This is a genomic window from Lysinibacter cavernae, from assembly GCF_011758565.1.
Taxonomy (GTDB): domain Bacteria; phylum Actinomycetota; class Actinomycetes; order Actinomycetales; family Microbacteriaceae; genus Lysinibacter; species Lysinibacter cavernae.
This window is the reverse complement of the sequence record NZ_JAAMOX010000002.1, coordinates 39441-52031: the sequence shown is the minus strand read 5'-3', so window position 1 is coordinate 52031 and position 12591 is coordinate 39441. Positions and strand designations below refer to the sequence as shown.

The following is a 12591-nucleotide window of genomic DNA, read 5'->3' as shown; positions in this document are numbered from 1 at the left end:
AGCATTACCTCCTGCAGCACCGTCGTCGCGTGCTGTTGCCTTTAGCGTACTGGTTAAGCGGTTATCTGCGGAAGCGCGGATGCAGCGCGAGGAAGATGCTGAGCCCAATCATGACGGCCACGCTCACCAGGATCGGCAGGAGTGGCCACACTCCGTAGAGCGCGGTTGCTGCCGTTGGCGCCACAACAAAGGTCAGCGCGGTGTTTGCGCCAAGGATGCCAGCCAACCCGCCCTGTTCGTCGCGGTCCATGAGCAGGCTTGGTCCCGCCGTGTAGCCGGGCATGGCGATTCCGAGTCCGAGCCCAACCAGGAAGATCGCGGCGATGAGGATGGCAAGCCCTGCATTCATCGTGAGGAGCGCAAAACCCAGGAGCGCGACAACGGCACCGACTCTGAGCAGCCGAGACGGGTGCCATGAGACACGCGGAACGATGAGCGACTGGGCGAGCACCATCCCGATGCCGGCGGTCAGTAGCGAGATTCCGGTGAACAGTGCTGTTGCCTGTCCATCGAGGTGGTTGCGGTCCTGGATGATGAACCCGGTAATGATCTGGATGAAGCCGAGCGAGGTGTACATCCCAAATCCGGCGATCAAGAATGGCCACACCCGCGGATCAAACGGGCTCACACGAACAGGGTGCTCGATGAGTTCGCGTTTTGCCTCCGGCCGCAGCCGCACCGCGAGCAGGATTGCGGCGCCGCCGAGAACCACGGGGATGATCACGATGGGAAGTAGCAGGCTGACGCTTGCGAGGATGCCGCCGAGCGTTGCGCCGCCAACCATGGCGATACCCTGCGCGGCCCCGACGCCGGCCATCCCGCGGATGCGCGACTGTTCCGAGGTCGTAACGTCTGCGATGTAGGCCTGTACCGTCGGTGCAACTGCGGCGATGGCGACTCCGAAGACGAGGCCCCTCACCAGCACAAAGAGGATCCAGAGCGGGGTGCCCGTGAGGATGCCCTCGATGCCAAGCCACGAGAGCGCGGCAAATCCCGCCATTGCGGCGGCCCCAAGCGAAAGGACTCCAACGAGTACCGGTTTTCTTCCCCACGATTGTGACTTGCGCCCCCAGAACTGGCTGCTGAGCACGATGCTGAGCGCCGCGACGCTCACCATGACACCAACCTGCCATTCGGCGAGGCCAACTTCACGAGAGAGCGGGGCGATGATGGGGTTGAGGATCATCTGGCCCGTATACATGAGCAGTACAGCCGAGAGCGCAAGGCCGATTTGAGGCGGTTGTGCCGATGGATCCTCGGCCGAGGTATCGCCGAGCGGACGTGCGGGAACGCTGTCCGTTGAGGCTGGTAATGGAATGGAGGCGGTGTCTGGAGAGTTCATCAACGTCTTTCATGCTGGTGTTCAGTTACCGCAGTCGTGCCAACTGTAGGCGAATGTCGGCATGTTTTGCAAGAGTGTTCGCAAAATTGGCTCTGGTGATCCGTCTATCGTGGAACCTCTCTGCGTGCGGGCATAATGATGGGCATGACCTCAGGGCGGGAAGACGGCGATGCAAAACGTGTTGGGCGACCGCGCGCGCTGAGCCAGCAGCAGGTCGCCGAGGCCATCATTCAGGTTGGCTTTCGTGATTTGAGGGCAACCGATGTGGCCGACGCGCTCGGAGTCAACCCGGCTACGCTGTACCGCTTTGTCTCTGGCGTTGATGACATGGTGGCTCTTGCCCTCGGTGAGTTGATTCGGGCAGAGCCGTGGCCGGTCGCGCAGGACGACTGGCGTGACTATCTTGAGCAATTCACCTGGGCCGTTTGGCGGCTTGTCTATCGGCATGACGGCTTGGCGACGGCCGCGACACGAGTGCTCCTGAGATGCCCGGAAATGATGACCCTCTTCAGCGACGCGATTGCGGCCCTCGTCCGCCTTGGCTTCCGGGTTGAGGATGCCGCCGTGGCGGTTGACCTTACCCTCGACCTCGCAATCGACAGCGTGCGCATGCGTGAGCTCATGAAAACGCTCCCCGAATCCGAAGACCCGGCGGAACCGTGGTCGGAAGGTCTCGATCGTAGCCTGCTTGCGGTCATGCGCTCGGCCGTCCGCGGTGAAGCGGCTGACTGGTTTGCTCGGAAGCTTGAATTTGCGCTCAACGGCATCCCCGCGCCACCCGAACTTGCCTCATGAGGATGAGCGTGTTAGGTTAGTCCTTGGCCAAAGACCGCTGGTTGTTGTTTCGCAAGAAATGACACGAAGAATCGCGTAAGCGAAGCCCGCGCAGGTGTATTGAATAGTTACGAACGAATTCGTTCCAAGCTCCAGTGCCCCGCGCCGGAGCTTTTTTTATTGTGAGGGCTTTGGTGCCGAACCACAACCGTGGCAAGGCAAGAAGACTAAGCATAGGGAGCGCCATGGCTGCAAAGGAAGCCGCGGTCGCCGACCTTCAGAAGAACTTTGAAGAGTCTGCCGCCGTTCTGCTAACCGAGTACCGCGGTCTCACGGTTGCCCAGCTCAAGGAGCTGCGCAACTCAATTCGTGAGCACGCAACATATGCCGTGTCGAAGAACACGCTCACCAAGATTGCGGCGAACAACGCTGGTATCTCGTCATTTGACGAAGACCTCGTTGGACCAACCGCCATCGCATTTGTACACGGAGACCCTGTCGCCGTTGCAAAGGGTCTGCGCGACTTCGCCAAGGCAAACCCTCTTTTGGTGATCAAGGGAGGCTACTTTGACGGTAAGCCCCTGACCGCCGCTGAGGTAGGCAAGCTCGCCGACCTCGAGTCCCGCGAAGTTCTGCTCGGCAAGCTTGCCGGCGCCTTCAAGGCCTCGCTGTTCGGAGCCGCATATCTGTTCAACGCACCGCTCGCCGGAGCCGCTCGTGCGGTTGGCGCGTTGCGCGACAAGCAGGAGTCAGCCAACTAATTTCGCTTCGGCGCAATTACTAGGCAGACACAAACCCCGCTCGTCTCGCACTCGCGGACCGGGCAACAACCACAAGGAGAAATATCATGGCAAAGCTGTCAACTGAGGAACTGCTTGAGCAGTTCAAGGGACTGACCCTCATCGAGCTCTCAGAGTTCGTTAAGGCATTCGAGGAGACCTTCGAGGTTTCCGCTGCTGCCCCCGTTGCTGTAGCTGCTGCACCTGCTGCTGGCGCTGCTGCTGAGGCTGTTGAAGAGAAGGACTCGTTTGACGTCGTTCTCGAGTCGGCTGGCGACAAGAAGATCCAGGTCATCAAGGTTGTGCGCGAGCTCACCAGCCTGGGACTGGGCGAGGCTAAGGCTCTCGTTGAGTCGGCGCCTGCCCCCATCCTCGAGGGAGCATCGAAGGATGCTGCTGAGGCTGCAAAGGCAAAGCTCGAAGAGGCTGGCGCTGGCGTAAAGCTTGCGTAAGTAACTCTTCAGTTACCTGTTCAGAGGCGGTGTCACCTTCGGGTGGCATCGCCTCTGGCGTTTAACGAAGAGGGAACCTCTCGGGCCTTCGGGCCCCGCACGGATTCGCGCCAGAATGGTCACACTTCCACCCAAGCCGAGGCCCGTAGGTGGATCCGTGACCAATCTGTTCGGCTGCGGAACACAGATTCACGTGAACGAACGCAAACGAGGCCGGGGATTCTGCCGCGTGTTCGAGAACACCAAACATAATCCCCGGCCTCGATCTTGCCGGACCCTCGACTAATTTGCCGGGGTACGCACAAGCTTCTTGTTGACAAACTCCTCAACGCCGAGTGTGCCAAGCTCGCGACCAACGCCGGAGCGCTTGACCCCACCAAACGGCAGGTCGGGCGCGGTGTCTGCTGGAACGTTGACTCCAACCATGCCAACCTCAAGGCGGTTCGCAACGGCAAGTGCGCGAGCCTCATCGCTGGCGAAGACGGCAGAGCCGAGGCCGTATGGTGAGCTGTTGGCGAGGCTCACTGCCTCGTCGTCTGATTCAACCTTGTAAATGACCGCAACCGGCCCGAAGAGTTCTTCTGAGTAAGCGCGCATGCCGGGCTGAACATCGGTGAGTACGGTCGCTTCCAGGTACGAGCCTTCGCCCTCGATCGCCTTGCCGCCCGTTCGGAGCTTTGCGCCCTTGTTGACGGCATCCTCGATCTGGGCGAGAAGGCCTGTGACAGCCTGCTTGCTCGACAGGGGAGCGAGGGTTGTGTCCGGATGCGCAGGGTCACCAGCCTTCAGACCTGCGAAGTACTCGGTTACCCCATCAACGAAACGGTCGTAGGCTTCTGCCGCGACGATGAAACGCTTTGGCGAGTCGCAGGCCTGGCCGGTGTTTTCCATGCGTCCTAGGACTGCCTGTTCGATGACCTCGTCGAGTGAGGGCCCGCCGCCGTCCATCGAGTCGAGCACGATGAACGCGTCAGAACCACCAAGCTCAAGGACGTGCTTCTTGAGCGCCGCTCCTGCAAGTGAGCCAACGGCTTCACCAGCCCGTTCGCTTCCCGTGAGTGAGATGCCGTGGATGCGCGGATCGGCGATGACGGTCGCAATCTGGTCGTTGCTTGCGAAGATGGTCTCGTAGGCTCCCGAAGGAATGCCTGCTGCGACGAGCGCGTCCTGCAGCGCGTGGGCTGAGTCTGGGCATCCTGGCGCAGGCTTGAGCAGGATGGTGTTGCCAAGCAGCAGGTTTGGTGCCGCGAACCGCGCGATCTGGTAGTACGGGTAGTTCCACGGCATGATGCCGAGCAGGGCGCCGAGCGGGCGCTTGGTGATGACCGCTGCTGGTCCGCGTCCGGCAACTTCTTCGTCGGCCAAGAGCGATGCGGCGTTGTCTGCGTAGTACTGGAAGATGTCTGCAGAGAGGTCGACCTCGAACAGGGCCTCATCGCGCAGCTTGCCCATCTCAACGGTGATAATGCTGGCGAGCTCTTCGCGCTGTTCGCGGAACCGGTCTGCGGTTTTTGAGAGTACCGCGGCGCGCTCTGCGATCGGGGTGTCTGCCCAGACGGGGGCGGCGCCAGCGACGGAATCGAGCGCGGCGGCAACCTGCTCGTCGGTGGCCTGGTCGTAGCTGCGGAGCAGCTCTCCGGTGGCGGGATTCTGAACCTGATACATGGGTGTTCCTCTGCTGTGATCGTGAGGTGGATATCGCTTGGGCTGGCGGCGGGCTGGCCTCGGCCAAGGTTGTAGCCAGGGTGCTAATCCTAGCGCTGTCGCCTGTGCTCCAACAGCAGTTTGTTGCTGGGCACGATGGCTTGGATCGTGTGTGCCGAAGGTCAATGTGTCCGTTCGGTCTCGGTCATTGTATAAATAATATGTTCCACTTATTATTGGAGAAATGAGGGGCCGCGTCAACGCAGACGCACACGCGACGCGCGGGCTTCAATACGGAACGAGGACACCATGGCGACGGCTCAGCGAGTTCGCACCCACGCAATGACTGAGGAAGCCGCGGCCGAGCGCCGGCGAGACATCCTGCAGTGCGCCTCGCATGTCATCGCCAAGGTTGGCGTTGACGGATGCTCGTTTGCCGCGGTCTCAGAGGCCTGCGGATTCAGCATCGGCATGATCCAACATTATTTTCGTACACGAGACCGGCTCATTCTGGCAAGTATCGACTTTCGGACCTCAGCAACAAACGACGAGTGGCGCCGCATCTCGGCTAGAAGCGCGCATCCACTCAGGAGCATCCATAACCTCCTGAGCTTTGCCGTCGCCGGTGAAGAGTCGTTTGAAGACGCGTGGGGTTTCTGGGTGCAGGTCTATGCTGCCGCCCACAAGAACGAGGATGTGCGAGTCACGGTGGCAGCTTCGCTTGCAACGTGGAGGACCATTTTTGTCGACTCCCTTCGAGAAGCGGATGAGAGTGGCCTCGTGCCGGCCGAGGTCGATTACGAATATCTGGCGTCGCTGCTCGTCGCTGTTGTTGACGGGCTCGCCGTTCAAACGCTCAACGGTCTGTACGGTACCAGCCCCGCGATCATGACCTCCACCCTTCATCGTTTTGCCGCCCAACAGCTAGGCATCAACTGGGATGACGTCCTCAGCGACAACAACACAAGCCCAGCCAGCGCGGGATAACCGCACACCTTCATTTCAGTATCAGGAGTCGATATGAGCACCGTAAGTATCCAACGTCAGGTGAATGCGCTGCATGCTGACCGCTATGCGGCGAGGGCAGACAGCTTCCATCCCTCTCCCGTCAGAGCCGTGTTTGAGGTGTCGATGCTGCCAGGGATGATCTCGCTTGCCGGAGGCAACCCCGACCTGAGCCTGCTTCCCCTTGGCGAAGTGGCAGAGTTTGCGAGAGAGATCGTGGCAGAGCGGGGGCTCGAAGCCCTGCAGTACGGCTCTGGTGCTGGCACCGAGGGTCTGACCAACACCATCTGCGAGGTCATGGCGGCGGAGGGCACCACCGCAGTCCCAGAGAATATTTTGGTGACGTCCGGTTCGCAGATGGCGCTCGAACTTATCGCGACCATGTTCTGCGACCCGGGGGATGTAGTGCTCGCCGAAGGGCCGACCTACGTTGGGGCAATAGGCACCTTCGAAGGACTCCAAGCTGAGATCTCGCATATCGCCCTTGACAGCGACGGGCTCATCCCTGAGCAACTCGAACAACGGATTCGCGAACTTCGCGCTGCCGGCAAAACCATCAAGCTGCTCTACACCATTCCCAACTTCAACAACCCCGCGGGCGTGAGCCTCTCGCTTGAGCGGCGGCAGCAAATCGTCGACATATGCCGGGCAGAGGGCATCGCGATTGTTGAGGACAACCCCTACGGTCTCCTCAGTTTCTCTGGCCAGTACCTGCCGTCACTGCATGGCCTCGACCCCGAGAACGTGTTTTACCTCGGTTCGTTCTCAAAGATCTTTTCGCCAGGAGTTCGAGTCGGCTGGCTTGTCGCGCCCGTCGAGGTGCGCAACCGGCTCCAGCTCGCGGCCGAGGCGACAACCATCTGCCCGTCGGTGCTCAGCCAGTTGCTCGTTGAGCGTTACATCACCGAGTTCGATTGGAAGGCGCAGATTCGGGCATCGTCAGAGCTCTATCGCGAGCGGGCCGCGGCCAGCATGGCGGCGCTTGGCCGATACATGCCGGTTGGCACCACCTGGACCGTGCCGGAGGGCGGATTCTTCACCTGGGTGACGCTCCCCGCAGGGCACACAACCGACGACCTCCTGCAACCAGCAATCGATAACGGCGTGGTGTTCGTGCCAGGATCGGCCTTCTACGCCGACGGCTCTGGTGCCAACAACTTCCGCATCGCCTTCTCCTTCGAGTCAGCCGAGCGCCTCACCGAGGGCATCCGCCGTCTTGGCAAGGCCCTGACCTCGCGTTAACCGCGTCGTGGGGTGCGCTTCCGCTCGTGGGGTGCGGAATCTTGCACCCCACGAGCAAAAGCGCACCCCACGAGGGAGCCGCTGAGCGCAGGTTACGGCATCAGGCGCGTCGGGCTGCGGAACAGGTACGTGACCTCGCGGATCGACTGCTGGTGCAGCATAAGCATGAGCACACGTGCGAGACCCATGCCAAAGCCGCCGTGAGTCGGCACACCGTAGCGGAAAAAGTCGAGGTAGAAGTCGAGCTCTTCAGGCTCCATGCCCTTGTCTTTTGCCTGTTCGATGAGGATATCGATGCGGTGCTCGCGCTGAGCGCCCGTCGAGATTTCAACACCGTTGTAGATGAGGTCGTAGCTGTTAGTCAGCTCAGGGTTGTCAGCGTGCCGCATGTGGTAGAACGGGCGGATGCTCGACGCGTAGTCCGTGAGGAACACAAAGTCGTGGCCGTAGGTCTCTTTGACGTAGGCAGCGATCTGGCGCTCGCCCTCAGGGTCCATGTCGGCATCTGCGCGAGGGATCTCGTAGCCGCGGTCGGCGACAATCTGCTTCGCCTCTGCAAGAGGGATGCGTGGGAACGGAACCGTCGGAACCTCAAGGTCGATGTCGAACAGCTCCTTGATCGCGGCGCCGTGCTTCTCTTTGACCGCAGTGAACCCGGCAACGAGGAGCTCCTCGTGCAGCTTCATAACATCTTCGTGGCTGTCAACCCAGCTGATCTCGGCATCCACAGAGGTGAACTCGGTGGCGTGGCGCGAGGTGAAGGATGGGTCGGCGCGGAAAGCAGGGGCGATCTCAAAGATCGCGCCGAAACCGGCCGACTGTGCCATCTGCTTAAAGAACTGTGGGCTCTGCGCGAGGTAGGCCTTCGTATCGAAGTACTCAAGCTCAAACAGCTCGGCGCGCGACTCGCTTGGGCTCGCCATGAGCTTCGGCGTGTGCACTTCGATGAAGTCGTGCTCGATCCAATACGTGCGAAGCGCGTGCTCAAACGTGGTCTGGATGCGGAACACGAGGTTCTGCTCAGGGCGACGCAGGTCGAGGAAACGCCAGTCCATGCGCTTATCGCTGCTGGAGTCAGACGCGATGGGGGTCTCTGGGATGGCCTCTGAAGCGATCGTGAGCGAGCGAATTTTGATCTCGATGCCGCCGAGCTTCACGCGCTCGTCGTGCTTGAGGTCGCCCTCGATGCTCACAAAGCTGCCCTGGGCAAGGCCAGAGATTGCTTCGGTGATCTCGAGTTTGGTCGCCGAATCGGCATCCTCATCGTTGAGCTCGCGCGTAGCCGGATTGACCAGCTGTACAGAGCCGGTCTCATCGCGAAGCACGATGAACTGGACCTTCTTCTGGTCGCGGACGGTCTCAACCCAGCCGGCGACCCGCACGGGGCCGTCTTCGAGGGCAGACAGGTTCTTAATAAGGATGCGTTCAGTCACCCGGCAATCCTACCGTGCCCGCCTGCACCTGCATCTATTTCTGAGTTTCTGCGGCAAATCGCTCGAATCTCGACAAAAACTCGCAAATAGATGCAGGTGCAGATCGGGATGCAGGGTTGGAACGCGAACAGTTGATCTCCTGAGCACCGGGCAAGCGTTCAGCGAAAGGAACCTACAATAGACGGGTGCCAGAAAAACAGTTGCATCTCGTGCGCCACGGTGAAGTCCACAACCCCGACGGCGTGCTGTACGGCCGCATCCCCGGGTTCCACCTGTCTGAACTCGGTGAGCAGATGGCGGTAGCCGCCGCCGACGACCTTGCCACGCGCGGACGCAACATCACCACGCTCTTGGCCTCTCCGCTTCAGCGGGCCCAGGAATCCGCCGCCCCCATTTCGAAGGCGCTCAACCTGCCGATCATCACGGAGCACCGGGTGATCGAGCCAACAAACTCGTTTGAGGGGCTCCCAAACCACGGCAAGGAAGCCGCATTCCGCAAGCCCCGCTACTGGCACCGCTTTTGGAACCCGTTCCGCCCGAGCTGGGGCGAACCCTACCGCTCGGTTGCCGGCCGGATGCGCGCCGCAATGGACGACGCCTGGGAAAACTCAGAAGGTGACATCGTGGTCGTGAGCCACCAGTCGCCAATCTGGATGGCCCACCTCGACATCGCCGGCAAGCGCCTGTTCCACGACCCCCGCACTCGTCGCTGTGATCTCAGCAGCATCACGTCGTTTGAAAAACAGAGTGGCACCTGGGTCGAGGTTGGGTATGCCAACCCAGCTGCCCCGTTGCTCAAGAATGCCATTGATATAGGGGCGGTATGACCACGATTGGAGCGCGGGCGTCGTTGGCGTCGCGCATGTCTCGCGCGGCGATTTCGCGTAACGTCCGGGTGTCGATTGCGGCGCTTCTTGTCATTGGAATTGCTGCCGGTTGCAGCGGCGACCCCCTCGCCGAGCAGTGGAACTCTGGCGCTGATAAGGGCTATATCGCCGGTGACGGCTCGCTTACCGAGATCCCCATCGAGAGCCGCAAGCCCGCCGTTGAGTTTTCAGGTGAAGACGAGCACGGCAACACCCTGACCAACGCCGACTTCGCCGGCAACGTCACTGTTGTTAACTTTTGGTACGCCGGATGCGCGCCGTGCCGTGTTGAAGCCCCAGACCTGCAATCGCTCAACGAACAGTTTGCCGACCAAGGGGTCAAATTCCTTGGCGTGAATACTCGCGACCAGAGCGCGCAGGCCATCCAGTTTGCCGAAGAATTTGGCATCACGTATCCGTCGATCATGGATACCCCAAACAACCGCGCCGTGCAGCGCGCGTTTGCGGGGTCCATCCCGCTCAACGCCGTACCGACCACGCTGGTGATTGATGCCGAGGGCCGGGTCTCCGCGCGTATCCTCGGTCAGCTGGCGGACCCAAAGATTCTCGCAACGCTCATTACCGACACGCTGGCTGAACAGTAGCCGCCGCGGTGGACGTACAGCACCTCATTCAGGACGGGCAACTCTGGGTTGCCGCGCCAATTGCGATTCTCGCAGGGCTCGTTTCGTTTGCGTCGCCGTGCGTGCTTCCGCTTGTGCCCGGTTACCTCGCCTATGTCGGAGGGTTCACCGGAACCGTCGATAACGAGGATGCCAAGGCGCGCCGAGCGGCCCGCCGACGCCTCCTTCTCGGAGTTGGCCTCTTTGTGCTTGGCTTCACGGTGATTTTTGTGGCGATCATGGCGCTTGCCGGAACCGTCGGCGTGTGGTTCGCCGAATGGGAGAACCTCATTACGCGCATCCTCGGAGTCGTGGTCATCGTGATGGGTCTCGTGTTCATCGGGCAATTCAGCTTCCTCCAGCGGACAATGAAATCCACCTGGCAGCCGCGGACCGGCCTCGCGGGGGCTCCGCTTCTTGGCGCCGTCTTTGCGATCGGATGGACGCCCTGCCTCGGCCCAACGCTCGTAGCGATCTTCTCGCTGAGTCTTGATGCCGGCGGAGCTGTACGCGGCGGGTTGCTAGGCTTCTTCTACTGCCTTGGCCTCGGAATTCCGTTCTTCTTGGTCGCGCTTGGCTTCGGCTGGGTCACCTCATCTACGAAGTTCTTGCGCAAGCACATTCGGGTGATTAACATCATCGGCGGTGCCATGCTCATCGCAATCGGTGTGCTCATGGTCTCCGGCCTGTGGTCACAAATCATGTATGCCCTCCAGTCGGTGATAGGAAGTTATGTCACGCCCCTCTGATCACTACGACAGCAAAGCCTCTGCTGAGAAGGGGCCAGTTGGCCTCGGTATCACCGGCTATTTGCGTTGGTTTTGGCGGCAGCTCACGAGTATGCGGGTTGCCATCCTGTTGCTCTTGCTGCTCGCCGTTGCCGCGATTCCAGGCTCGATCCTGCCGCAGCGCAGCTCAGACCCTAACGGCGTTGTGCAGTACAAGGCTGAGAACCCTGATGCCTTCAAGATCCTCGATGCGTTCCCGTTCCAAGCGTTTGATGTCTACACCTCGATCTGGTTCTCCAGCATCTACCTGCTGCTGTTCATCTCGCTGATCGGCTGTGTGCTGCCGCGAACCAAGCACCACTGGGACGCGATGCGCTCACGCCCACCGCGCACACCAGCCCGTATGAAGCGGATGGCCGGCTACCACGAAACCCTGCTACAGAATCCGGATGCGAACAGCGAGGAGATCGCGGCTGTTGCCGAGAAGTCGATTGAGTCGGCTCGTCGCATCCTCAAGAAGCAGCGCTACCGCACCGAGATCTACCGCAAGGGCTCCGAAATCTCTGTTTCTGCGGAGCGGGGCTACCTTCGTGAGACCGGTAACCTCATTTTTCACTCTGCTCTTGTCGGCGTCCTTATCGCGGTTGGCCTTGGCGGCGGATACGGATACCAGGGCCAGAAGCTGCTGGTCGAAGGCGAGGCCGCGGTGAACGCGCTTATCGACTACGACTCGTTCAACCCAGGCCGGTTCTTTGACGACGCCTCGCTTGACCCCTTTGGTATCCGCCTCGACAGCCTTGAGGTTGACTACGTTTCGCCAGACGACGGCAACCTTGCCGCACTCGGGCAGGCGAAAGACTTCACCGCAAATGTGACGGTGCTCGACAGCGACGGCACCGAACGTCAAGACACCGTGAAGGTGAACCACCCGCTCCGCCTGCACGGTACAAATGTGTACCTGCTCGGAAACGGCTACGCACCCAAACTCACGGTGCATAATGCGGCCGGTGAAGAGGTCTTTAGCGAGTCTGTTCCCTTCATGCCGCAGGATGCGAATCTCACCTCGCTCGGCATTATTAAGGTCCCGTACGGCCTCGGCGAGCAGATCGGAATGATCGGCTTCTTCTACCCGACCCAGGTTGAGGGCGACAGCGGCGCGTACTTCTCGAACTATCCAGACCTGGTGAACCCTGTGCTCACGCTCGATGTGCACGAGGGCGACCTCGGCATTAACGATGGCAACCCAACCTCGGTCTATGCGCTGAACACCGACGACATGACCAAGCTCACCGGTCGCGGGACAGATTCCCCATCGCTTGAGCTGCGCATTGGCGACACGGTTGACCTCCCCAACGGGATGGGAACCGTCACGCTTGAAGCAGTCCCTCGCTTTGTTTCGTTCGATCTGCACAGCAACCCGGGGCAAACCTGGGTGCTGTTCTTCGCGATCCTCGCGACGCTTGGGCTGCTGTCGTCGCTCTTCATCCCGCGTCGTCGCGTGTGGGTGAAGGCCGTGCCAACCGACGACGGTCTTCGTCTTGAGTACGCGGCCCTTGCCCGCGGCGATGACCCAACGCTGGATGCCGCAATCGCTGCCCTCGTTGAGCAGCATACAAAGACAATCGAATAGGCGGTGGAGCCGGCGAGAGAGCCCCCACCGCTCGCCGGAACATCGTGAGGTCATAAACCGTTCACACCCGCCA

12 protein-coding genes are annotated in these 12591 nt (G+C 60.7%); 9 read left to right on the top strand and 3 right to left on the bottom strand.

From position 1 onward, the window contains the following. Positions 1-61 precede the first annotated feature (61 nt). On the bottom strand, positions 62-1342 hold the full coding sequence (locus FHX76_RS09765) for an MFS transporter (RefSeq protein WP_167150518.1): 1281 nt from the start codon (positions 1340-1342) through the stop codon (positions 62-64). A gap of 144 nt (positions 1343-1486) precedes the next feature. Here FHX76_RS09765 and FHX76_RS09760 point away from each other — a divergent pair, with 144 nt between their 5' ends. The 3 genes from FHX76_RS09760 (at position 1487) to rplL (ending at position 3347) form a co-directional block, all read left to right on the top strand. Continuing rightward, entirely contained in the window at positions 1487-2137 is a 651-nt protein-coding gene (locus tag FHX76_RS09760; RefSeq protein WP_167150517.1) for a TetR/AcrR family transcriptional regulator, read from the top strand. A gap of 224 nt (positions 2138-2361) precedes the next feature. Then, complete coding sequence (gene rplJ / locus FHX76_RS09755; RefSeq protein WP_167150516.1) at positions 2362-2877, top strand: 50S ribosomal protein L10; 516 nt, start codon at positions 2362-2364, stop codon at positions 2875-2877. An 86-nt stretch (positions 2878-2963) separates the two neighbouring features. After that, the gene (gene rplL, locus FHX76_RS09750; protein WP_167150515.1) at positions 2964-3347 is read left to right on the top strand and encodes a 50S ribosomal protein L7/L12; all 384 of its coding nucleotides are present in this window, start codon (positions 2964-2966) and stop codon (positions 3345-3347) included. Positions 3348-3629: 282 nt separating this feature from the next. On the opposite strand, the gene FHX76_RS09745 is transcribed toward rplL, so the two are convergent. Next, complete coding sequence (locus FHX76_RS09745; protein WP_167150514.1) at positions 3630-5012, bottom strand: NAD-dependent succinate-semialdehyde dehydrogenase; 1383 nt, start codon at positions 5010-5012, stop codon at positions 3630-3632. 288 nt (positions 5013-5300) lie between these two features. On the opposite strand from FHX76_RS09745, the gene FHX76_RS09740 reads away from it, so the two are divergent. Further along, entirely contained in the window at positions 5301-5978 is a 678-nt protein-coding gene (locus FHX76_RS09740; RefSeq protein ID WP_167150513.1) for a TetR/AcrR family transcriptional regulator, read from the top strand. Positions 5979-6011: 33 nt separating this feature from the next. Then, positions 6012-7238 (top strand): aminotransferase-like domain-containing protein, encoded by a 1227-nt coding sequence (locus FHX76_RS09735; protein ID WP_167150512.1) that lies wholly within the window; start codon positions 6012-6014, stop codon positions 7236-7238. 92 nt (positions 7239-7330) lie between these two features. Here FHX76_RS09735 and aspS read toward each other — a convergent pair whose 3' ends face one another. Continuing rightward, positions 7331-8671, bottom strand: a complete 1341-nt coding sequence (aspS, locus tag FHX76_RS09730) for an aspartate--tRNA(Asn) ligase (RefSeq protein WP_167150511.1) — start codon at positions 8669-8671, stop codon at positions 7331-7333. Between the two features lie 185 nt (positions 8672-8856). Between aspS and FHX76_RS09725 the strand changes: the two genes are divergently transcribed. From FHX76_RS09725 to resB, 4 genes are read left to right on the top strand one after another with little or no spacing between them, the layout of a single operon-like run. Further along, the gene (locus FHX76_RS09725) at positions 8857-9498 is read left to right on the top strand and encodes a histidine phosphatase family protein (RefSeq protein WP_167150510.1); all 642 of its coding nucleotides are present in this window, start codon (positions 8857-8859) and stop codon (positions 9496-9498) included. Beyond that, positions 9495-10142, top strand: a complete 648-nt coding sequence (locus FHX76_RS09720; RefSeq protein ID WP_243848766.1) for a TlpA family protein disulfide reductase — start codon at positions 9495-9497, stop codon at positions 10140-10142. The genes FHX76_RS09725 and FHX76_RS09720 overlap by 4 nt, the downstream gene beginning before the upstream one ends. A gap of 8 nt (positions 10143-10150) precedes the next feature. Next, complete coding sequence (locus FHX76_RS09715) at positions 10151-10909, top strand: cytochrome c biogenesis protein CcdA (protein WP_167150509.1); 759 nt, start codon at positions 10151-10153, stop codon at positions 10907-10909. Continuing rightward, positions 10893-12518, top strand: a complete 1626-nt coding sequence (resB, locus tag FHX76_RS09710) for a cytochrome c biogenesis protein ResB (RefSeq protein ID WP_167150508.1) — start codon at positions 10893-10895, stop codon at positions 12516-12518. Before FHX76_RS09715 ends, resB begins: the two co-directional genes overlap by 17 nt. Positions 12519-12591 lie beyond the last annotated feature (73 nt).